This is a genomic window from Stappia sp. (assembly GCF_048268045.1).
Classification (GTDB): domain Bacteria; phylum Pseudomonadota; class Alphaproteobacteria; order Rhizobiales; family Stappiaceae; genus Stappia.
The window spans coordinates 81,732-104,182 of record NZ_JBLWWG010000011.1; the positions used below are offsets into that span (position 1 = coordinate 81,732).

At 66.3% G+C, this 22,451-nt stretch carries 19 protein-coding genes; 7 read left to right on the plus strand and 12 right to left on the minus strand.

Annotated elements, in window-relative coordinates:
- The first annotated feature begins 228 nt into the window (after window positions 1–228).
- A complete protein-coding gene (locus ACN0WF_RS16650; RefSeq protein WP_417773906.1) occupies window positions 229–2,235 on the plus strand; it encodes a putative bifunctional diguanylate cyclase/phosphodiesterase in 2,007 nt (668 codons plus the stop codon).
- Here the strand turns inward: ACN0WF_RS16650 and ACN0WF_RS16655 are convergent.
- The 5 genes from ACN0WF_RS16655 to ACN0WF_RS16675 form a co-directional block, all read right to left on the minus strand.
- Entirely contained in the window at window positions 2,220–2,930 is a 711-nt protein-coding gene (locus tag ACN0WF_RS16655) for an ABC transporter ATP-binding protein (protein ID WP_417773907.1), read from the minus strand. The genes ACN0WF_RS16650 and ACN0WF_RS16655 overlap by 16 nt on opposite strands.
- Window positions 2,927–3,682 carry an ABC transporter ATP-binding protein gene (locus ACN0WF_RS16660; protein WP_417773908.1) on the minus strand — a complete coding sequence of 252 codons (756 nt, stop codon included), beginning with the start codon at window positions 3,680–3,682 and terminating at the stop codon, window positions 2,927–2,929. The genes ACN0WF_RS16655 and ACN0WF_RS16660 overlap by 4 nt, the downstream gene beginning before the upstream one ends.
- A complete protein-coding gene (locus tag ACN0WF_RS16665) occupies window positions 3,675–4,682 on the minus strand; it encodes a branched-chain amino acid ABC transporter permease (RefSeq protein ID WP_417773909.1) in 1,008 nt (335 codons plus the stop codon). Before ACN0WF_RS16665 ends, ACN0WF_RS16660 begins: the two co-directional genes overlap by 8 nt.
- A gap of 48 nt (window positions 4,683–4,730) precedes the next feature.
- On the minus strand, window positions 4,731–5,654 hold the full coding sequence (locus ACN0WF_RS16670) for a branched-chain amino acid ABC transporter permease (RefSeq protein ID WP_417773910.1): 924 nt from the start codon (window positions 5,652–5,654) through the stop codon (window positions 4,731–4,733).
- Between the two features lie 115 nt (window positions 5,655–5,769).
- The gene (locus tag ACN0WF_RS16675) at window positions 5,770–6,936 is read right to left on the minus strand and encodes an ABC transporter substrate-binding protein (RefSeq protein WP_417773911.1); all 1,167 of its coding nucleotides are present in this window, start codon (window positions 6,934–6,936) and stop codon (window positions 5,770–5,772) included.
- Window positions 6,937–7,199: 263 nt separating this feature from the next.
- Between ACN0WF_RS16675 and ACN0WF_RS16680 the strand changes: the two genes are divergently transcribed.
- Window positions 7,200–7,745, plus strand: coding sequence for a hypothetical protein (locus ACN0WF_RS16680; protein ID WP_417773912.1), 546 nt, complete (start codon window positions 7,200–7,202; stop codon window positions 7,743–7,745).
- On the opposite strand, the gene ACN0WF_RS16685 is transcribed toward ACN0WF_RS16680, so the two are convergent.
- From ACN0WF_RS16685 to ACN0WF_RS16715, 7 genes are all read right to left on the minus strand, one after another.
- On the minus strand, window positions 7,742–8,434 hold the full coding sequence (locus tag ACN0WF_RS16685; RefSeq protein WP_417773913.1) for a DUF1194 domain-containing protein: 693 nt from the start codon (window positions 8,432–8,434) through the stop codon (window positions 7,742–7,744). The two genes, ACN0WF_RS16680 and ACN0WF_RS16685, sit on opposite strands and share 4 nt — an antisense overlap.
- 205 nt (window positions 8,435–8,639) lie before the next feature.
- On the minus strand, window positions 8,640–10,058 hold the full coding sequence (locus ACN0WF_RS16690) for a DUF418 domain-containing protein (RefSeq protein ID WP_417773914.1): 1,419 nt from the start codon (window positions 10,056–10,058) through the stop codon (window positions 8,640–8,642).
- A 233-nt stretch (window positions 10,059–10,291) separates the two neighbouring features.
- Window positions 10,292–11,059, minus strand: a complete 768-nt coding sequence (locus tag ACN0WF_RS16695) for an SDR family NAD(P)-dependent oxidoreductase (RefSeq protein WP_417773915.1) — start codon at window positions 11,057–11,059, stop codon at window positions 10,292–10,294.
- 106 nt (window positions 11,060–11,165) lie between these two features.
- Window positions 11,166–12,497: an adenylate/guanylate cyclase domain-containing protein gene (locus tag ACN0WF_RS16700; RefSeq protein ID WP_417773916.1), complete on the minus strand. Its 1,332-nt coding sequence runs from the start codon at window positions 12,495–12,497 to the stop codon at window positions 11,166–11,168.
- A 108-nt stretch (window positions 12,498–12,605) separates the two neighbouring features.
- On the minus strand, window positions 12,606–13,454 hold the full coding sequence (locus ACN0WF_RS16705; protein WP_417773917.1) for an MBL fold metallo-hydrolase: 849 nt from the start codon (window positions 13,452–13,454) through the stop codon (window positions 12,606–12,608).
- Complete coding sequence (locus tag ACN0WF_RS16710; protein WP_417773918.1) at window positions 13,451–13,909, minus strand: cyclic nucleotide-binding domain-containing protein; 459 nt, start codon at window positions 13,907–13,909, stop codon at window positions 13,451–13,453. The genes ACN0WF_RS16705 and ACN0WF_RS16710 overlap by 4 nt, the downstream gene beginning before the upstream one ends.
- Window positions 13,910–14,000: 91 nt before the next feature.
- Window positions 14,001–16,592, minus strand: a complete 2,592-nt coding sequence (locus ACN0WF_RS16715; protein WP_417773919.1) for an ABC transporter transmembrane domain-containing protein — start codon at window positions 16,590–16,592, stop codon at window positions 14,001–14,003.
- A 308-nt stretch (window positions 16,593–16,900) separates the two neighbouring features.
- Here ACN0WF_RS16715 and ACN0WF_RS16720 point away from each other — a divergent pair, with 308 nt between their 5' ends.
- From ACN0WF_RS16720 to ACN0WF_RS16740, 5 genes are read left to right on the plus strand one after another with little or no spacing between them, the layout of a single operon-like run.
- Window positions 16,901–18,121 carry a glycosyltransferase family protein gene (locus tag ACN0WF_RS16720; protein WP_417773920.1) on the plus strand — a complete coding sequence of 407 codons (1,221 nt, stop codon included), beginning with the start codon at window positions 16,901–16,903 and terminating at the stop codon, window positions 18,119–18,121.
- 46 nt (window positions 18,122–18,167) lie between these two features.
- Window positions 18,168–19,391, plus strand: a complete 1,224-nt coding sequence (locus ACN0WF_RS16725) for a glycosyltransferase family 4 protein (RefSeq protein ID WP_417773921.1) — start codon at window positions 18,168–18,170, stop codon at window positions 19,389–19,391.
- A gap of 6 nt (window positions 19,392–19,397) precedes the next feature.
- The gene (locus ACN0WF_RS16730; RefSeq protein ID WP_417773922.1) at window positions 19,398–20,513 is read left to right on the plus strand and encodes a glycosyltransferase family 4 protein; all 1,116 of its coding nucleotides are present in this window, start codon (window positions 19,398–19,400) and stop codon (window positions 20,511–20,513) included.
- A 4-nt stretch (window positions 20,514–20,517) separates the two neighbouring features.
- Window positions 20,518–21,678: a glycosyltransferase family protein gene (locus ACN0WF_RS16735; protein ID WP_417773923.1), complete on the plus strand. Its 1,161-nt coding sequence runs from the start codon at window positions 20,518–20,520 to the stop codon at window positions 21,676–21,678.
- The gene (locus ACN0WF_RS16740; RefSeq protein WP_417773924.1) at window positions 21,675–22,445 is read left to right on the plus strand and encodes a polysaccharide deacetylase family protein; all 771 of its coding nucleotides are present in this window, start codon (window positions 21,675–21,677) and stop codon (window positions 22,443–22,445) included. Before ACN0WF_RS16735 ends, ACN0WF_RS16740 begins: the two co-directional genes overlap by 4 nt.
- The last annotated feature ends 6 nt before the right edge of the window (window positions 22,446–22,451 follow it).

Genomic DNA, 22,451 nt, shown 5'->3' on the forward strand with positions numbered 1-22,451 from the left:
CAAACTCCGTCCAAGCATCAGTTGTGCTAATCTGATTGAACTGAAAGTTTTGATGGACTGACTGCGGCTTCTGACGCAGAGCCTCAAGCTGGCTTTTTTTAAAGTTAAAGCACAGCCGAGCCCATCAAAGTGTTGCTCTGATGGCAACTGCGAGATGGCCGCAGAACAACGAGAAGACCGTTTCTTCGTGGACTGGGGGGAGAGTTCCGGTCCCGCACCGGACAATTCATGGCCATGTTTTTTCGATATCTCCTGAAGTCGTTCTCGCCCCCCGACAATCCCGACCTCCTGAAGGCGCAGTACAAGGCCTTCTCGCGACAAGTTCCGCTGCTTTACATCATCCTGGTGATGAACTGCTGGGCCCTCTCAATCACGCACTTCCCCTACGCCCCGGTCTGGTTGACGCTCTATATCGCAGCCACCCTCAGCCTGATCTGCATTTTTCGGATCGTGTCCTGGTGGAAGCAACGCGACAAGGAGCCGGAGGTTGCCGACGCCCGAGCCGCCTTGCAACGCACGCTGTATCTGGCGGTCGTGCTGTCACTCGCGTTCAGCACCTGGTCTCTCACCCTGTACGGCTATGGCACGCCCTATACCAAGGCCCATGTCGGCTTCTTCATGGCGATCACCATCGTCAGCTGCGTGTTCTGTCTCATGCACCTGAGGTCGGCGGCAATCATCGTCGGGCTTATCGTCAACACCCTGTTCGTCTCGTTCTTCATGTCGACCGGGGAGCCAACTTTCATCGCATCGGGGCTCAACGTGGTGCTTGTCACCATTGCCATGCTCATCATCGTCTCGATAAACTATAATAATTTCAAGGAAATGGTCGAAACGAAGACGCGTGCGCTGGCGCTCAGCAAAGAGAATTTTCGGCTCGCGAACCTCGACAGCCTGACGGATCTGCCGAACCGGCGCGCCTTCTTTTCAAGGCTGGAGCGCACCTTCGAGATCTCCGCGGCCGACAACGAGACCTTCGCGGTCGGCGTCGTCGACCTCGACGGATTCAAGCCGGTGAACGACACCTACGGCCACGCCATCGGCGACAAGCTGCTGCGCGAGATCGGCACCCGCCTGCGGAACATCTGCTCCCGCAAAGCCGCGTTTGTCGCAAGGCTCGGGGGCGATGAATTCGCGTTTCTGATCGAGAAGAAGACGAGTCCCGAAGCGTTGCTGGAATTCGGCAAGGAGCTTTGCGACCTGCTCGCCAAACCGGTGGCTCTCGCCTCGACACGGGTGCAGGTCTCCGGGTCGATCGGCTTTGCCATCGGAGGTCCAGAGGTTCCCTCGCCAACCGAGCTGATGAACCGCGCCGATTATGCGCTCTACCATTCCAAGCGTCATCATCGCGGCGCCGCGACCGTCTTCTCGAAGGCGCACAGCGCCATGATCCACAGGGAGTCGCTTGTCGAGCAGATGCTGCGCGGAGCGGATCTCGATCAGGAATTGCGTGTCGCCTTCCAGCCCATCATCGACATTCGCACCGACAAAGCCGTCGGTTTCGAAGCGCTGGCGCGCTGGAACAACCCGACCATCGGCCCTGTCTCGCCAGCCGAATTCATCCCGATCGCGGAGCGCGCCGGCATCATCTCGCGCCTGACCGGCACGCTGCTGCAACAGGCGCTTTCCGCCGCCGCCACCTGGCCGGACGACCTGCGGCTGTCCTTCAACCTGTCCGCCCATGACCTTGCCCTGCCAGAGAACCTGATGCAGGTCGCAGGGATCCTCAGGCGCTCGGGATTCGACCCCCGACGCCTGGACATGGAGATCACGGAAACCACGTTCGCCTTCGACCCCCAGCAGGTGCAGAACTCGGTGAACTTCCTGCGCGAAATTGGATGCGGCGTGGCCCTCGACGACTTCGGCACGGGCTACTCAAGCCTGTCGCGCCTGCACGCGCTGCCGCTGACCAAGCTCAAGATCGACCGCAGCTTCGTGATGAACATCGAGCACAACCCGGCCAGCTGCGACATCGTCCGATCACTGGTCAACCTTTCGCGCGACCGACAGCTCGACTGCATCGTCGAGGGGGTCGAGACCCTGCAGGAACTGGCCGTGCTGAAGCAGCTCGATGTCAATCTGGTGCAGGGCTTTCTCTATTCCCCGCCCATGGAGGCCGACCAGGTCCCCGCCTATATCGCCAAGGGCCCGCAAGGCCCCGCCGTTCACCGCACGCACAACGACGCGCAAGAAAACGACGGGCAACCCGCCGCCGCCGGTCACACGCTGAGATAGCGCTCCCGGATGCTCGCATCGGCCCTGAGGTCGGCGGAGGTGCCGGTCCAGGCGACGGTGCCCTTCTCAACCACCACATGGCGGTCGGCAAGCACCTCCAGCGCGTCGACGTTCTTGTCGACGACGAGGATGGACTGCCCCTCCCCTTTCAGCCGCTCCAGGCATGACCAGATCTCGGCGCGGACCAGCGGTGCGAGCCCTTCCGTTGCCTCGTCGAGGATCAGGAGCTTGGGATTGGTCATCAGCGCCCTGCCGATGGCAAGCATCTGCTGCTCGCCGCCGGAAAGCTGATTGCCCATGTTCAAGCGCCGCTCCCTGAGGCGCGGGAAGAAAGCATAGACGCGCTCCAGCGACCAGCCCGGATCGGTGGCGAAGCGGTTCGCCGAGGTGGCGATGAGGTTCTCCTCCACCGACAGCGTGGGAAAGATCTGTCGGCCCTCCGGCACCAGCCCGAGCCCGGCCTGGGCTATGCGGTAGGAGGGACGCCCGGTCACCTCCGTGCCGTCGAAGACGACCCGGCCGGCGGAGGCCTTCATCATGCCCATGAGCGTGCGGATGGTGGTTGTCTTGCCCATGCCGTTGCGGCCCATGAGCGTGACGACCTCGCCGGTGTTCACGCTGAAGCCCATGCCGAAAAGCACCTTGGCCGCACCATAGGAGGCCTCGAGGCCGTCGATTTCCAGAAGCACGCTCATGCCACGCCCTCCTCGCCGAGATAGGCCTCGCGGACGCGGGCGCTGTTGCGGATCTCCTCCGGTGTGCCACTGGCCACGATCTGGCCGTAGACGAGCACGGAAATGCGGTCGGCAAGCGCGAAGACGGCGCTCATGTCGTGTTCGACAAGGAGCATGGCGTAGCGGCCCTTGAGCGCCTTCAGCACCTCCACGAGGCGGTCCGTCTCCTCGCGCCCCGTGCCGGCCATGGGCTCGTCGAGCAGCAGAAGCTTCGGCTCGAGCGCCATGGCGATGGCAAGTTCGAGCGCCCGCTTCTCGCCGTGCGACAGAATGCCGGCTGAGAGATCGGCGCGATGTGCCAGCCCCAGTTCGGCAAGGATGGCGCCGGCGCGGGCATTGAGCTTCCGGTCACGGCCCACATTGGCGAGGAAGCGGAAGGAATGCCCCTGCCGCGCCTGCAGCGCCAGCGCCACATTCTCGCGCGCGGTGAAGTCGGGCAGGATCTCGGTGATCTGGAATGACCGCGCAAGACCGGCGCGGGCACGCGCGTGGAACGGATCGGCGGTGACGTCGCGCCCGTCGAAGGAGATGCGCCCGCCGTCCGGGCGCAGTGCGCCGGAGATCTGGCCGATGAGCGTCGTCTTGCCGGCCCCGTTCGGGCCGATGATGGCGTGGATCTCGCCCGGCATCACGTCGAGGGAGACGTGATCGGTGACCTTGAGCGCGCCATAGGACTTGGTGAGGTCCTCGAGCTTGAGGATCGGATCAGTCATCCTTGCGCCCTCCCTGGATGAGCGCGAGCAGCCCGCCCCGGCCGAACAGCACGACCAGAACGAGGAAGGGGCCGAAGATCAGCCGCCAGTGCTCGGTGACATGGGACAGAAGTTCCTCCAGCGCCAGATAGCTCGCGGCACCGAGAATGGCGCCAACGAGAGACCCGAGGCCACCGAGAACCACCATGACGATCAGCTCGCCCGACCGGTGCCAGGACATGTAGGCGGGAGAGACGAACTCCGCCGCATTGGCAAGCAGCGCGCCGGCGAGGCCCGCCATCATGCCGGCGATGACATAGGCGGCGAGCCGGTACCAGTAGGGATCGATGCCGATGGCGCGCAGGCGCATCTCGCTCTGCTTGGCGCCCTGCAGCACACGCCCGAAGCGGGAGGCGACGATCATGCGGGCGACAAGATAGCAACCGATCAGGACGGCCAGCACGACGTAGTAGAAGGTGGTGCGATCATTGAGCAGGTCGGAGCCGAGGATCTCGGTCCGCCCCCAGATGGTCAGCCCGTCGTCGCCGCCGTAGGCGGAGAGCGAGGTCGCCGTGTAATAGGCCATCTGGCCGAAGGCGAGCGTGATCATGATGAAGTAGACGCCGCGCGTCTTCAGGCTGATCGCGCCGGTGACGGCGGCAAAGAGCGCGGAGACCAGAAGCGTCACCGGCAGCGAGACGGTGACGTCCCAGATGCCGTTCTCGGCGAGGATGCCGACGCAATAGGCGCCGATGCCGAGGTAGGCGGCATGGCCGAAGCTGACCATCGCGCCGAAGCCAAGGATCAGGGACAGGCTGACGGCGGCAATGGCGAAGACCATGACGCGGATGGCGAAGAAGACGATGAAACTGTCGTCGAGCGCGCCGGCCACCGGTGGCAGCAGCGCGAAGGCGACGAAGACGATGAGGGCGAGCACCAGTTCGGGCACCCGGCCCCGGCGCGCGGTGGCGGGCCCGGCCTCGGCCGGTGGGGAAGCGGAAACGGGGATGGGATCGGTCATCAGCGATTGGTTGGCTTCTTGTGGGTGGTGTGGCGCGTCATCGTCCGCTCATCCGTTGCGGACGGGGAACAGACCCGTCGGTCGGAAGAAGAGGACGCCGGCCATCAGCACGTAGATGAGCATGGAGGCGATCGCCGGGCCGACGTCGTTGGCGGCCGAGGGCGAAAGCAGCAGCTTGGCGATGTCGGTGGCAAAGCCCCGCCCCAGCGTGTCGACGAGGCCGACGATGAGCGCGGCAAGGAAGGCACCTCGGATCGAGCCGATACCGCCGATGACGATCACCACGAAGGCGAGGATCAGCAGGCTGTCGCCCATGCCCGGCTCCACCACCAGGATGGGAGCGGCGAGAATGCCGGCGAAGCCGGCGAGCATGGTGCCGAAGCCGAAGACCAGCATGAAAAGCCGGCGGATATCGACGCCGAGCGCGGAGACCATGGGAGCGTTGGTCGCTCCGGCGCGCACCAGCATGCCGGCGCGGGTGTGGGTGACCAGCACATAGAGCAGAACCGCGACCACCAGGCCGGCGACGATGAGGGCGATGCGATAGACAGGATAGAGCAGCCCGTCCATCAACTCGAAGGAGCCCGACAGCAGGTCCGGCATCGGCAGGGTGAGCGGCGTCGATCCCCAGACCGCCCGCACCGCCTCATTGAGGAAAATGATGATGCCGAAGGTGGCCAGCACCTGGTCGAGGTGACTTCGGTCGTAGAGATGCCGGAACACCAGGACCTCGAGCAGCAGACCGAAGGCCAGCGCGCCGATGAGCGCCAGAACCAGCGCCCCCCAGAAGGTGCCGGTGATCGCATAGGCCGCGACCGCCAGATAGGCGCCCAGCATGTATTGCACCCCGTGGGCGAGATTGATGAAGTCCATGACACCGAAGACGAGCGTCAGCCCGGCGGCGATCAGAAAAAGGAGAATGCCAAGTTGCAGGCCGTTCAATGTCTGAACGGCAAGAAGGGTCGCGCTCAACGCTCCGGCCTCGCGGGTTGGGCAGGTGATGTGGCCCGGCCGCTCAGGCAGGCCAGGGATGTGGCTGAAAGGCAACCGGCCCGCCCCTTTGGGGGAGCGGGCCGGAGGCGTCAGGTCACTTCATCTTGCACTGGTCGACATAGGCGTCGACCTTGTCGTCGAAGACCTTCTCGACCGTCTGCGTGACATACTTGCCGTCATCGCGCTTGACCGCCTTCACCACGTACACATCCTGGATCGGGAAGTGGTTGGTGTTGAACTTGAAGTCGCCGCGCACGCTGTCGAACGGGGCTTCCTTCATGGCGGCCATCAGCTTCGCCTTGTCACCCTTGCCGCCGGCCTGCTTCAGCGCGCCGTCGATGAGGCGGGCCGCGTCATAGCCTTGTGCAGCGTAAACCGAGGGCTCGTAGCCGTATTCCTTCTCGAAGGCGGCGACGAAGGCCTTGTTGGCCTCATTGTCGATGTTCGGCGCCCACTGCGCACCGGCGAGCATGCCGACGGCCGTGTCCTTGGTCGCCGGCAGCGTCGTCTCGTCGACGGTGAAGGCGGACAGGAACGGCACCTGCTCGGTAAGCCCGGCCTGGGCATACTGCTTCACCAGATTGACGCCCATGCCGCCCGGCATGAAGACGAAGACCGCGTCGGGCTTGGCGGCGGCGATCTTGGTCAGCTCGGAGGAGAAGTCGAGCTGGCCGAGCTTGGTGTACATCTCGTCGACGATCTCGCCCTTGAAGTAGCGCTTGAACCCGGCGATGGAATCCTTGCCCGCCTGATAGTTCGGCGCCATCACGACCATGCGCTTGTAGCCGGCGTCCTGGGCATATTTGCCCATGGCCTCATGGTTCTGGTCGTTCTGGTAGGAGGCGGTGAAGAAATAGGGCGAGCAGGCCTTGCCCGCGATCGGCGAGGGCCCGGCGTTGCCGCCGACGAAGATCGTCTCGCTCTCGATGATCGGCTTGTAGGTCGCCATCATGACGTTGGAGAACACAATGCCGGCGATCATGTCGACCTTGTCGCGCTCGATGAGGCCGCGCACCTTGGTCAGCGCCGCATCGGGCTTCAGTTCGTCGTCGACGACGAGAACCTCGGTGTCGAGGCCGCCGAGCTTACCGTCGGCCTGCTTGACGCCGAGCAGGAACCCGTCCCGCATATGCTCGCCAAGAACCGCCGGCGGACCGGACAGGGTGGCGAGGAAACCGATCTTCAGGCTCTCGGCCTGGGCACTCAGGCCGCCAAGGCCAAATGCCGCCGCGGCGATGGCCGCCGTCACTGCACGCTTCATTCTTGAACTCTCCCCTCGGATACGCCCGGCGCAGGATCATGTCCGCGCGGGCGCCGGCTTCTGGCTGGTGTGACTGTCGTGGCACGGCATGGAAGGACCCCGTCCGTCCTGCCGCTCCGCTCTGCGGCGGATCTGGAATTATTTTAAGCCTAAAATATTTCCTCTGTGAAGCCCCACGTTTCACCACCGGACACGTTAATCGCGCGGAAGGGCGGAGTCGATTAGGCTGCCGGGCGGAACAGGGCGACCGAGGGAGACGGAAAATGGCACCAGCGCGCATCCGAAACACCAGACGCAGCGCCATGTTCGCGGCGCTCCTGCTTGCCGGGGGCGCAGCCCTGATGGGCGCGCGGGCCGACAGTCTGTACGAGAACGGCGACCGCTCGCTTGCCTGCGGCCAGATCGCCGCGCAACAGGCCAACCTTGCCGCATCGCGCAACCGCCCGGAACGGGATCCCGGGTTCGCCGCCGACGTGACCGATGGCGTGACCGGTGCCGGCATGGACGGCGCGGTGATCGGCGGCCTGGCCGGACGCAGCCGACCGGGACGCGACTGGAGCCCGCGTGGCGCGGAGCGCGGAGCGCGGGCCGCCGCCGGACTGGCGACGCTCGATGCGCTCGGCCGGTCGGCGCAGCGCACCTGGCAGGACGCCTATGATTCGGCTTTCGAAAGGTGCATGGCCGGAGAGGCGGCAGGAGAGGCGACCGAACCGGCTGCGGACGACGGTTGCCGCTCGAGCGGCGTCGTCATCGGCTCCGGCGGGCGCGGCGGCGTGTCCGTTTCCTCGGGCGACACCGGCTGCCGCTAGTCCCTGCGGGTCAGCGTCCGCCCGCGCGCATCACCGGCGAAGGCATTGCCGGAGACCTCGCGCAGCAGCTTGCGCGCCATCGCCTTCGCATAATCGCCATAGCCGTCGGCGACCTCGACAAAGGCTCCATACCCGCGAATGACCCTCTCGCGATAGTAGACGACCGGATCGGGATCGGCGCCGCGCACCACCAGCCCGTTGACCGTGATCCGTCGGTAGTCGAAGGCGCGATAGGCGCTCTCGGGTGGAAAGCCCTCGTTGTTCACCCCGTCGCCGGACATGTCGACCACCTGGCGCAGGCAGGGACGCGGCGCGCCGCGCAGACGGATCGCCGCGTGGCCGAGCGCATAGCCGAGCGCCGTCGGGTAGCTGGTATGGGTGCGGTGGGCTTCGGAAAGACCGGCGGCAAAGCGCTCGATCCCGGCCTGCGAGGACAGCCAGGTCCATTCGGCAAGCGTGACATGCTGGGCGCGGCCCGACCACTCGAAGGCCGTCACCAGAACCCCGCCACTGGCCAGGATCGCCTCGCCGACCCGAGGATCGCGAAACGCGCGGGCAAGCCCCTGCATCTGGAGATCGAATTCGCGCGCGTCGACGCTCGACGACACATCGATGGCCAGAACGAGCGCAAGCGGGCAGACCGGGCCTTGCGCGAGCGGCGCGGAAGGTTCGGCGGTGGGGCGCGTCACCCGGGCGGCATCCGCACGACCGGCCGCCGCAAACCCGAGGACAAGCGCCAATACCGCCATTGCGGCGCGCCCAGGAAGGCGCGCATTTCCGCCGTCACAAACCATCACCCGCCCTTTCCTTGCCCAGTCTGCGCATCAGCGCGACGAAAGAGCAAGGCCTGCAGCGGTTGCGGGGAGCCGCCTCTCCGTTGGGCTCCCCTGCGGTTCAGTGCTGTCTGCCACCGGCGATCAGAAGGCGCAGCAGCGCCTCCAGCGGCCCCTGTCGGCCGGACCGCAGCCACAGTAGCGCGAAGACAATCTGCGCCAGGTTTATAAGGAAGGCGACGCCCAGCAGTTCATGGTGTTCCATGGTGCCGAACAGGCCGAAACCGATCCCGTAGAACAGGAAGATGCAGATCACCGTCTGACCGACGTAGATGGTCAGCGGAATGCGCCCGACGGCGACGAAGGGCAGCAGCAGCGTCGCCCCCGCCTTCGCCCGCAGCACCAGATTGAACAGGCCGATCAGACCGAGGCAGAGCAGCAGGCGGCGGGCGTTGTAGAAATAGGCGTCCCAGTCACCGATCGAATAGGCCTCCCAGGCGGCGAGCGTCGTCGTGCCGTGGATCAGGAAGCCGAGCAGAACGCCGCCGCCAAGACCGGCGACCGCCATCGCCAGATAGGTGCGCGTGCGCCAGCGCCCGGACAATCCGCCGAGGCGGAAAAGCGCCATGCCGAAGAACATCATCGACCCCACATCGAGGACATGATCGGAGAAGAACAGCGTCGTCTGCTCCTGGAAGGTCTCCAGCGCAATGGTGCGCAGCAGGTCGGGATAGGAGGCAAGCCGCTCGTCCATCTCGGCAAGCGCGAGCCGCTCCAGTTCCTGGATCTGCTGGGCCGCTTCCTCCTCCTCCGCCTGCTCGGCCTCGTCGACCTGCGCGGCATCGGCGCCGGCAGCCTCGCCGGTGGCAGTGTCCGGGCGCGGGGCCGCGACGATATCGGGCAGGTCCTGCGCGCCGGCATCGGCCCCTACCTCGGAGCCGGTGTCTTGAGGCGTGTCGGCCGCGGCGGACAATTGGGAATCATAGGCCTCAACGGAAGCCTGGTCGAGGCTCCAGCCGGTGCCGTCCTTGAGCGAGGACACGACGAAAAGCGCCAGCGCGATCATCAGCAGACTGCGGCCGCGCAGATTGCGGAAGACGAAGAGGAACATGCCGAGAAGCCCGTAGACGTAGAGAACGTCATAAGGCCACAGCAGCAGGTAGCCATGGACAAGGCCAAAGGCGACGAGCCACATCAGGCGACGAAAATAGAGATCGGCGGCGAAGAGCCCCCCCGGGCGGCGCTCGTAGCGGTCCATGATCAGGATCGCGGTCGCGCCGAACAGCATCGAGAACAGGCCACGCATGGTGCCATCGACGAAAATGACGACGAACAGCCATGTGGTCACGTTCCAGTCGATCGCCAGCCCCCACTGCTCCGGCAGCGAGAAGGCGACCGTCGGCAGGCCGAAGACGAAGATGTTGCGCCACAAGATGCCGAGCGCGGCGAGACCGCGCAGGGCGTCGAGCACGGGCAGGCGCTCGGAGGCCGGCACGGGCGAAACCACGGCACCGGCCGTGGACGGGATGCTTTGATCCACTTTAGCTTTTCCGGGAATACGCATGTATTTGCGGAAGAATTACGCGTCGTCGCGCGACGCGACAAGAAAAATCGGAGCCGGATCACACATCAATTGTGGCAGCTATGCAGTCCTCGCAGGAGGTCGACGCAAGCGCCACTGCGCGCGCATGACCGCCATGAAATGTCCGCGTGAAAAACAAGAAACCGCCGCGATGGACACCGCGACGGCCCTGCGAACGCAGTCTTGCGCGATTAGCGCGGCGCGAGGCGAATCGCGCCATCGAGACGGATGGTCTCGCCGTTGAGCATGCCGTTTTCGCAGATCGCGGCAACGAGGTCGGCATACTCCTGCGGCTTGCCAAGCCGCGAGGGGAACGGGATCTGCTGGCCGATGGAGTCCTGCACATCCTGCGGCAGGCCGAGAAGCATCGGCGTCTCGAACAGACCGGGCGCAATGGTGACGACGCGAATGCCGGAACGCGACAGGTCGCGCGCGACCGGCAGCGTCAGCGAGGCAATGCCGCCCTTCGAGGCGGCGTAGGCGGCCTGGCCGACCTGACCGTCGAAGGCGGCGACGGAGGCGGTGGAAACGATGACGCCGCGCTCGCCGTCGGCGGTCACCGGCTCCAGCCCGCTCATGCCCGTCGAGGAATGGGCGATGCAGCGGAAGGTGCCGACCAGATTGACGGCGATGACCTTTTCGAAAAGCGCAAGCGAGTGCGGTTCACCGCGCGAGGTGGTCTTGGCTCCCGGGGCAATACCGGCGCAATTGACGAGAATGCGCTCGACGCCGAAGTGCTCGCGGGCTGTGGCGAACCCCTTCTCCACACTCTCGTCGCTGGTCACGTCGACCGCGACGAAGGCGCCGCCGATTTCCCTGGCCACCGCCTCGCCCTGCTCGACGTTCATGTCGAAAAGCGTGACCCTGACCCCGGCGGATGCCAGTCGGCGCGCTGTTGCCGCGCCGAGACCGGACGCACCGCCGGTGACAACGGCGGAAAGACCTTCGCGAAGCTCCATTTTCACTCCCAAGTTGTTGCGCCCGCACCTTTGGCGCGAGCCTCCTCCGAAGCCGCAGAGGTTACAGACGGACAGGGGACGGTCAAGCCTTGGCGGGAATACGCAGTCAGGCGATGACGACGAGATCGCGAGGGCCCGCCAGGCCGGCGACGGTGCAGGCGGGCCTGTGCTCGACGCCGGCCGCATCGAGCCCCTGCGCCACAGCCCTGGCAAAAGTCTCCGCGTCGGTGAGCACCGTGGTCCGTTCCGCCTTGTTGGCGTCCTCGAGTTTCGCCGCCCGGTTCACCGCATCGCCGATCACCGTGAACTCGAGCCGGTCGACCGACCCGACGACGCCGACGGTGACCGGCCCGGCGGCGACGGCGGCACCGGCGCGCAGATCCTCCGGCCAGCCGAGCCGCGCAAGCGCGGGAGCGAGACCGGCGAATGTGGCGGGCAGTTCGCGCCCCGCGCGCAGGGCATCGGCGGCGGCCGTCTCGCTCGGGGTGACCGCGCCGAAGGTCGCCAGCACGCCATCGCCCAGGAACTTGTCGACCCGCCCGCCGTTGCGCGCGATCACACGCGACACGTCCTCCTGGTAGCAGGCCAGCACCGCCATCACCGTTTCCGGCGGCAGGGCGGCCGCCATGCGGGTGAAGCCGCGAATGTCGACCATGAGCACCGCCACTTCACGCACTTCGCCGCGCCCGGCGACGAGCATCTCGTCGGCGTCGGTGATCGAGCTGGCGACCTCGGGCGAGAAGAAGCGCTTGAGATCGGAAGCGGCGGCCTCCTCGCGCACGGCGGCGACCAGAACCTGCCGCCCGCGATGCAGCGTCAGCGCCAACAGCAGCGTCACGCCAACGATGACGATGGCCTTGTCCAGCTCCGCGCCGACGAGGATGGCATTGGAGGTGAGATATTCGACGTAATTGCGGGTGACACGCATCTCCGACAGCGCCGGCAGCACCGCATAGCCGACCAGCGCGGCCCAGCCGAGACTGCCCACCAGCCCGGTTGCCAGCACGAAACGCGGGTCGAACCGCAACGCACGCAAGGCGATGAAGATGAAGAGATACATCACCGTCGGCGCCTTCAGATAGAAGCTCGCGGGTTGGGCGTACTGGATGTGGAAGGAAAAGATCAGGCCGCAAAGCAGCGCCACGTCGACGACGATGGACAGCAGCAGATACCAGGTCGGCAGCTCGATGCGGTAGGAAAGCACCAGGCGGCTGAGAGTGAAAAGGAAATAGGCGCCGAGCGCCAGCGGCACGAAGTTGAACCCGCTGCCGCCCTCGGCGCGCGGGGCGAGCGAATAGAGCGCGGCGAAGAACACAACGAGCGCAAGCTGGATCCAGCCGATCAGTCGTTCGGCGCTGGCCTCGCGGGCGCGGATCTCGGCGGCGACACGCGCGGGGACATGCCCGGCTGCCCCGGCAGGCGGCTGCGATGCGGCCACGTCGCCTCTCCTCCCTTTCCGCCGGCGCGAAATGGCCGTCGTGGCATCAGACAACGACCGAACCTCGTCGGCAAGTAACGCTTCGCGGAGGCCGGACCGGACGCCGTATCAGGGGGTAAGCACCATGCCCTCGCGGGCCACCAGCAAGCCGGGGTGGAGTTTCACCGCCTCTTGCGCGATGGCGTCGAGCGCGTCGTCCGAGCGGCGCGGATCGTGGTGGAACAGCACCGGCTGGCGCACACCCGCATCCAGCGCGAGTTCGACGCATTTCTGCCAGGTGGAATGCCCCCAGCCGGCATAGGTCGGATATTCGGCGTCGGTGAACATGGCGTCGTAGATCATCACATCCGCGCCCTCGACGAAGCGGCGCACCGCCCGGTCATGCTCAGGCACGCCGTGCTCGTGGTCGGTGATGATGCAGATCGACTTGCCACCGTGTTCGAAGCGATAGCCGGTGGCCCCGCCCGGGTGATTGAGGGACACCGTCGTGACGGCGATCTCGCCGGTCCGCTCCACGGTCTCGCCGGCGTTGAAATTGCGGAAGGTCACGGCCTTCAACTGCTTGGCCGCGACCGGGAAGATCGGCGGCGACATGATCCGGCAGATGATGTCCATCAGCCCCGACTTGTCGGCGAAATGACCGGCCCAGGCATCGATGCGGAAACGCTCGTCATAGGCCGGCTTGAAGAACGGAAGGCCGCAGATGTGGTCGAGATGGGTGTGAGTGAAGAACAGGTCAAGCGCTCGGGGCGGCTCCGCCATCAGCGCCGAGCCGAGAAGCCGGGCGCCGGAGCCGCAATCGACGAGGATCAGGTCGCTGCCGGCCCTGAGCTCGAAGCAGGTGGTCTCGCCGCCATAGCGCAGCGTCGCTTCTCCGGGTGTCGGCGTGGACCCGCGTACGCCCCAGATCTTGAGAGACAGCCCGGAACTTCCCGCCACGTCGCCTGCCCGCTTCACGCCGCTTCGCCTGACGCCTTGAGCGCCGCGAGATCCTGTGTGGTCCGTTCCAGACGCTGCGCAAGCGTGCGCATGACCTCGAGCGACATGTCAGGGAACTCCTTGAGCAAACGAAGGAAATCGTCCTTGGAGACGGTCAGGACATCGAGTTCCTCCGCGGCGACCACGGAGGCGGTACGCGGAACGTCGCACAGGATCGCGATTTCGCCAACAATGGAATGACGCCCCACCCTGGCAACGGTTTTCTCCCCGTCCGGCGTGTCGACGCGGATGTCCGCCGACCCCTCCAGGATGATGAACGCGCTGTCGCCCTCCTCTCCCTGATTGCACAGTCGCTCGCCAGCCGCGAAGCGGGTGCGGTCGGAGATGAAGGCCAGCAGCCTCAGCTTCGTCGCATCGATGCCCCGGAAAAGCGGCACGCGCCGCAACGCATCGACTTCCGCGTCAAGGGTCACATTACCTCCTTCGGGCGCAGCGCCGGCGATCTTGTGCCGTGGGCCGCCCAGGTTTTTCCCGACAAGGGACGCGAGCCGAAGAAAGCGGTCATCAGTCCTCCTCCTCCCCGCGCACGCGACCCTGGTTCATGACGATACTATGGTCGAATTCCTCCGACACGATCAAATTCGACGAGCCGAAGAGCAGCATGCGCCCCTCGAGTTCGCCACGCAGCATGGCGCGAATGGACTTGTCGTCGTCGCTCATGCTGGCCGCGGTGTCGTCGAGGATGGTGATCGGCGCGTTCTTCATCAGCGCGCGCACCAGCGCGACACGGCGACGCTGCCCGGTCGACAGGCGCGAACCGGCGACGCCGACATGGAAATCGAGGCCGGCGCGAATGATCGGCACACGCAGCTCCATCTCCTCCACAAGCGTGCGGATAACCTTCTCGATGCGCTCGCGCGCGTCGCGCCGGTCGACCCGCGGACGGCTGAACAGCAGGTTGTCCTCCACCGACATCGGCGCGATGTAGCGCTCCGGGTCGAATTGGACGATACGCCCCTCGCGCCGGGCCAGCCGCTTGTGGAAGGTCCCGCGGGCGGCGACGATCTTGGCGCGCAGGTCGTCGTCGAGCAGGCCGAGACGGTGACGGGCCGGCACCAGCTTGAAGGCAAGGCCGATGAGCCGGGCCTCGTCGGCCGGCGTCAGCCCGGCCTTGCCGCTGTCGCCCATGCGGGCCGCGCGGGTGATGCGTTCGAACTCCGGCAGTTCGTCCTGGGTGATGAAGGAATAGTCGCCCAGAAGGCCGGAATCGCCCGAGACATTGGCAAACAGCTCGACCATGGTCTCGGCGATCTTGCGGCCGATGGCGACGAGCTGCGGGACAAGCCCGGTCTCCTTGAGCGCGGCCCCGACATCCGGGTCGGCGGCAAGCGAGGCAAGCCCCTCGTTCGGGTCGGCCGGCGCCGCGAACAGCAGATTTTCCGCCACCGAGGCCGAGTTGTTGAACTGGTCGACGTGCCACAGCTCGATCATGGCCGAAAGGGTCGGGTCACTTTCCACCTTGTCGGCCAGCGCCCGACGCACGGCGAGGATCTTCTCCGCCACGTCCGGCCAGCGTTCCGGATCAATCGGCGCCTGCAGGCCCATGCGGTAGACATCCGGCGCAAGACCCGTCATCTCGATCAGTTCGAGTGCGCGTCCGTCGAGCCCGTCGAGGTCCGCCAGGCCGACACGGTCGAGATCCTCCCACGACGCCTCGACATCATACACCGGATTGGCGGTGGCATCGGCTTCGGCGAGACGGCGGTCGTGCTCGCTCGTCGCCGCGCTGTCGCGCTCTGGCGGGCGCAGTGGCCGGTGGCGCAATCCGTAGAAGATGTTGTCACGCAACGTGCCGGTCCACACATGCACCGACGGCCCCACATAGGCGATCTGGCGGCCGAGCACCGATTCCGACAGGTTGTCGAGATTGTGCCCGCCGATCTCCACCCGACCACCCGTCGCGCCGATCAGACCGGCGGCGAGCTGGAGGACCTCGGAACGCCCCGATCCATCCGGGCCGAGGATCGTGACATGATCGCCGGCGGCGACCTTGAAGCTGACGTCGAACACCTCCTGCCCGGCGGCACCGCCGGAGAAGCTGACGCTCTTCATCACCAGGTCGCCCTCGAGCCGCACGTCCTGATCGTCAACCAGACGCGACACCGGGTAGATGTCGACCGGATCGAAGTTCTCCACCACCGTCTGGTACTTCACGTCGACGTCGGCGACCATCTGGTAGTAGGCCAGCAGCTCCTTCCAGGGGCCGGCCAGATCCTTGTAGGCCGCGATCACCGCCAGCAGCGCGCCGATGGACAGATTGCCCTCGATCACCAGCCAGCCGCCGATCAGGTAGAACAGGAACGGCGTCAACTGGTTCATGAAGTTGTTGAGGAACTTTATGAAATACTTCCAGTTGAAAATCTTGAAGCGGATCAGGTAGTTGGTATAGAGCCGCTCGGCGATGTCGGCCGAATGCCAGGCAGAGGCGTCATTGGCGTGGATCTCGGAGATGCCGCCGATCGACTCACCCACCTTGTCGGCGATCACGCGGGTGTTGCGAACCCGCTCGCGCGACAGGCGCACGACGCGGCGCTGCAGCTTGGGAATGACATAGGCCTGCATCGGATAGGAGGAGATCGCCGCAAGCCCGAGCAGCGGATCCTGCATGAAGATAAAGCCGATCTGCACCACCAGCATGCCGCCCTGATAGGCCGGCAGGGCGATCGCCTCGCCGATGAACCCTCCCACGTCCTCCACCTCGGAGGTGATCATCGGAATGATCTCGCCCGAACTCACCTTCTTGAAGTGCGGCAAGCGGAAGCGCAGCACCCGCTGGAAAAGCTCGAAGCGCAGGCGGCGCAGCATGCGCTCGCCGAGTCGCCCCTTGAAGACGTTGAGGATCAGCTTGATGCCGTTCGACAGGACGACAAGGCCGAGAAAGGCGAAACAGAGCAGCACCAGATAGGAGACCTGGTCGAACTCGAGGCCATAAACGGCGCGCGGGAAATTCTCGCCCTGGATCGCGTCGTTGACGATCAGCTTCGGCAGTTCGAGCAGAACATATGTAACCGGATAGGAGACGATGGTGATGAGCAGGATCACCATCTGCTGGCGCTTGCTGTAGCGCCAGATAAAGTTGAAAAGACTTTTTTCCATACGAGCCGCGTTCTCGCGCCTTATTCGCCAACAACCGAATTCGTCAACAACCGCAAAACGCCTGCTCGGGGACCAGATCGGTCGACATCCCCTTTCACCCGTTCATCGGCATATCATAACCTTCCTGCCACAAAGCACCAATTCACCGAAAGCGGCAACCGAACAAAAACCAAAGCGAATTGCCGGGCATGGCACCCTTCTCCACCGTGCCGGGGCCTTGCATCCCATTTACGCGCCCGCTAGACAGAATGAAAATTCGGGTGCGTGGTCGTTCGTGGAATGCGGTTGCGCTTACGAGACAGGCTTGCATGATCAACAGCTCCCCGAAGATCCTGATCTACAGTCACGACTCCTTCGGGCTCGGACACCTGCGCCGCTGCAGCACCATCGCCCATGCGCTGGCCCGGCGGTTTCAGGACCTGTCGGTCCTGATACTGTCCGGCTCGCCGATCATCGGCAGTTTCGAGTTCCGCTCGCGCGTCGACTTCGTGCGCATCCCCGGCGTCATCAAGCTGCGGAACGGCGAATACACGCCGCTGTCGCTGTCACTGAACATCGAACACATCCTCGCCATCCGCTCCTCGATCATCGAGCACACGGCCAAGGTCTTCGACCCCGACATCCTGATCGTCGACAAGGAGCCGCTCGGCCTGCGCGGCGAGATCCTCGGCACGCTGGAAATGCTCAAGCGGCAGGGCAACACGCGACTGGTGCTCGGGCTGCGCGACGTCATGGACGATCCGGCGGTGCTGCGCGAGGAGTGGACGCGCAAGAACGTCGATCCGGCGCTGCGCGATCTCTATGACGAGATCTGGATCTACGGTCCGCCCGACCTGCACAACCCGCTCGAAGGCATGGACTTGCCTAGGTCCGTGCACGACAAGGCGCTGAACACCGGCTACCTGCGCCGCACCATCCCTGCCGACGCACGCATCGCCGAGCCCCTGCCCTTCGACGACGAGCCCTATATCCTGGTCACGCCGGGTGGTGGCGGCGACGGGGTGGAGATGGTCGACTGGGTGATGCGGGCCTATGAGGCGCGCACCAAACCGCTGTTCCCCGCGCTGATCGTGCTTGGCCCCTTCATGCCGGCCTCGGCGGCGGCGGAGTTCCAGTCCCGCGCGGAGCTCCTGCGCGACGTGCACGTCATGCGCTTCCTGCCGACCATCGAGCCCTATATGGCGGGTGCGCGCGCCATCGTCGGCATGGGTGGTTACAACACGTTCTGCGAGATCCTGTCGTTCGACAAGCCGACGCTGCTGGTGCCACGCGTGGTGCCGCGCCGGGAGCAGTCGATCCGCGCCACCCGCGCCGAAAAGATCGGCCTGCTCAAGGTTCTTCCCATCGAGGACTACCCGGACGTGAGCAAGATGATCAACGCGCTAGCCGAACTGCCCTGGCTGGCGCCGCCGTCGACGGCGGGCATCGACAATCTGCTCGACGGACTGACGGCCATCGGCGACCGCGTGGAGGCGATACTCGACGCGCGCACGCCGCGCGCCACGCCGGGAATGATCCCGGCCCACTGAGCGCCCTTCCCGCGCAACGCACCCCGACACACCCGGATATCCCGACATGTCCCGCATCGCCGTCGTCGTCAAAGGCTATCCGCGCCTGTCCGAGACCTTCATTGCCCAGGAGATCCTCGGGCTAGAGCGCCGCGGCGTCGGCCAGCTCATCGTGGCGCTGCGAAAGCCCTACGATCCGTTCATCCACGAGGTGCACCGGCAGATCGGCGCCGAGGTGCTCTATCTTCCCGAGTACATCAAGGACGATCCGGCGCGTGTCGCCCGCGCCCGCCGCTGGGCCGAGGCGCAACCGACCCACGCCGCCGCGCGCGCGCTCTACGAGGCGGATTTCGCGCATGAGCACAACGCCAACCGCCAGCGCCGCTGGGGACAGGCCTGCGTGCTGGCGCATGAACTGCCGCAGGACGTGAGCTGGATCCACACCCACTACCTGCACACGCCTTGCTCGGTGGCGCGTTACGCGGCGCATCTTTCGGGCCGGCGCTGGTCCTTTTCGGCCCATGCCAAGGACATCTGGACGAGCCCGGACTGGGACCTCAAGGTGAAGCTCGACGACGCCGCCTGGGGCGTGACCTGCACCCGGGTCAACGTCGAACATCTGCGCGGGCTCGCGGCCGAGCCGGAGAAGATCACGCTTGTCTATCACGGGCTCGACTTCACGCCGTTTCCGCGACGCGCGGCAAAGACGCGGATGCACGATGGCGCACGGGGGCGGCCGGTGCGCATCCTCTCGGTCGGGCGTGCGGTGGAAAAGAAGGGGTATGACGACGTGCTTGCCGCCCTTGCCCGCCTGCCGGACGATCTCGACTGGCACTTCGAGCATATCGGAGGCGGCGAGAAGGCCGGCGATCTGACGGCTCTGGCCGAGCGGCTCGGGATCGCCGGGCGCATCACCTGGAACGGCGCGCGCCCGCGCGAGGATGTGATCGCCGCCGCCGAACGCGCCGACGTCTTCGTACTCGCCTCGAAGATCGCCCGATCCGGCGATCGCGACGGCCTGCCCAATGTGCTGATGGAGGCGCAGGCCATGGGACTTTGCTGCCTTGCCACCAATGTCTCGGCAATCCCGGAGCTTATCCGCGACGGGGAGACGGGCGTTCTGGTGCCTCCCGAGGAGCCGGCAACACTCGCCGCCGCGCTCGAGAGCCTCGCCCGGGACCCGTCGAGGCGCGACCGGCTGGGACAGGCGGCGGCCGATGACGTGCGTGCCCGCTTTTCCTCCGACCCGGGCATCGATCTTCTTGCCGAGCGGTTCAAGGCCGTGCTGTAACGCGCCATGCGCATCGCCTTCACCGCCCCCATGAAACCGCTCGACGACCCGATCCCCTCGGGAGAGCGCACCATGGGGCGGCTGATCGTCGCCGCGCTGGCGGCGGCCGGGCACGAGGTTCGCATCGCCTCCGGCTTCCGCTCCTGGCGCGGGACCGGCGGCATCGCCATGCAGCAGGGCTTGGAGGCGGAGGCGCTGGCCGAGGCCCTGCGCGTCGGCGACCGCTGGCACGCCGAGGGCTATCGCCCGGATGTGTTCCTCACCTATCATCTCTACCACAAGGCTCCCGACTGGATCGGCCCGGCGCTCGCGACGCGCTTCGGCGCGGCCTATGCGGTGCTTGAGGCAAGCCGCGCGCCGAAGCGGCGGACCGGCGACTGGGCGTATGGCTTTGCCGCCGCCGACGCCGGCCTTGCCCGCGCCGACCAGGTGGGGGCGCTTCACCGCGCCGATCTCACTTGCCTTCAGGATGTGGTCGACAACGAACGCCTGGCGCTTGTCCCGCCGTTTCTCGACGCGGACCCGTTTCTGGAGACGCCGCGCACGTCGCGCCGGGACGGCGAGCCGCCGCGTCTCCTTGCTGTCGGCATGATGCGCGAGGGCGCGAAACTGGCCTCCTACACGGTGCTCGCCGAGGCGCTTCGCCGGATCGATCCGGTGCGCTACCGGCTGACCGTTGCCGGTGACGGCCCCTGCCGGAGCCAGGTGGAGAAGCTCTTTGCCGGCCTGCCGGCGCGTTTCGCCGGCGAGATCGCCGCCGACGCCATGCCGTCGCTTTATGCCGGTCACGATATTCTCGTGTGGCCGGCGGTGCGCGAGGCGTTCGGCTTTGTCTTCCTCGAAGCCCAGGCAGCCGGGCTCGCCATCGTCGGTGGCGCCACCTTCGGCGTGCCCGACGTGGTGGCCGACGGCACGAGCGGCCTGCTCTCCCGCGAAGGCGATGCGGCAGCCTTCGCGGCCAATCTCGCGACGCTTCTGGAACACCCGGATCGCGCAACGACGATGGGCGATGCGGCGCGCGCGCATATCCGCGCACATCACACGCTGGCGGCCGGCGCGAAACGGCTCGACGGCTTCCTGCGCGACGCCTTGCGCCTTCAAGCGGCCCGCGCTACCCGGTGACACCATGACCCTTTCCGCCTTCATCCACGTCCAGCACCTTCTCGGCACCGGACATCTGCTGCGGGCCGCCGCGATCGGTCGCGCGCTTGCCGCGCGCGGCGTGGCGGTGACGCTCGCCTCCGGCAACACGCCGCCACCGCTTGCCGACCTCTCGGGCCTCGACGTGGTCGAGCTGCCGCCGGTACGGGCCAGGGACGCACGTTTCAAGACCTTCCTGACGCCGGACGGGTGCGAGATCGACGACGCCTGGAAGGCCGCGCGACGCGAGGCAACGCTTGCCGCCTTCGCCGCCCGTGACTTCGACCTGCTCCTGACGGAGACATGGCCCTTCGGCCGACGCCCCTTCGCCTTCGAGATGGAACCGCTCCTCGCCGCAGCGACGGCGGCGGCAAGGCCTCCGCTGATCGCCGCCTCGATCCGTGACATTCTGGTGCGCAAGCAGGAGCTCTGGAAGGAGCAGGAAATGGCAACGCGGGCGCGGGCCGCCTATGACCTCGTTCTCGTCCATTCCGACCCGGATTTCGTGCGGCTGGAGGACAGCTTTCCCTTTGCCGGGGAGATCGCCGACCTCGTGTCCTACACGGGGTTCGTCGACACCAGCGGTGCGCGGCCCGAGGCGCCGGACGGCGACGGCGTGGACGAGGTGATCGTCTCCTGCGGTGGCGGCGCGGTGGGGGCGGACCTGCTTGCACGGGCCATCGACGCGCGCGCCCTGTCACGCGGGGCGCAGGACTGTCGCTGGCGCCTGCTCGCCGGCCATGACATCGACGCCGCCACGCTCGACGGGCTCGTCGCGCGGGCCGGAGATGGCATTGTGGTCGAGCGGGCCCGGGCGGACTTCCCCTCGCTTCTCGCACGCGCCCGGCTTTCCATCAGCCAGGCAGGCTACAACACCGTGCTCGACGTGCTGCGCGCCGGCGTGCCCAGCGTGCTCGTCCCCTTCGCCCAGATCCGGGAGACCGAACAGGCGCAGCGCGCCGAGGCGCTGGTGCGCCATGGCCGCGCCGTCGCCGTGGCCGAAGCCGGGCTGACGGCGGAGCAGCTTGCCGGCGCGGCCGACGCGGCGCTGGAGCTTCCGCGCCAGGACGGCTTCTCGGTCCGCCTCGGCGGCGCCGAGGCTGCCGCCGACCGGCTGATCGCAGCGCTTGGGGAGCGCGCGGCATGAGCGGAAGCGGCTTCGAGGACTTCCGCGACGGGCTGAACCGCCATCTCGACTGGTTCGCCGAGCGCGGCATGAGCGTGCCGATATGGTGGCGCGACGACGACGCGGTGGAGCCGAGTGATGCGCTTGACCGGCTTGTCACCATTGCCAATGCCCATGAGATCGAGGTGGCGCTCGCCGTGATCCCGAAGGACGCAACGCCAGCGCTTGCAAAACGGCTCGCCGCAGAACCCTTCGTCAGCGTCCTGCAGCACGGCTACCAGCACCGCAACTTCCAGGACAAGGCGCGCGGCGAGAAGGCCGCGGAGTTCGGCCGTCGCCGTGACGTGGACGAGGCGATCGCCGAGATCGCGGCGGGCAGCGCGCGCCTGCGACAACTCTTCGGCACACGTTTCGTGCCCGTCATGGTACCGCCGTGGAACCGGATCGCGCCGCAGATCACCGCCCGTATCGGCGAGGCCGGTCTCCTCGCCATCTCCACCTTCACCCAGTTCCACCCGCGCGACCGGCTGCATGTGCAGACCCATGTCGACATGATCAAGTGGAAGAAGGGACGCCGCTTCATCGGCTGGCCGTCGGCGGGATTGCGCTTCGACTACCAGCTCGCCCGCCGCCGCACCAATGCGCACGAACCGCTCGGCCTGCTCTCCCACCATCTGGCGCAGGACGATGCGAGCTTCGACTTCCTCGACAGGACGCTTGCGATCCTGGCCCGCCATCCCGGCGCGCACTTTGCCCGCGTCGCCGAGTTCCTGCCAAAGGGCGCCTAGGCCCGA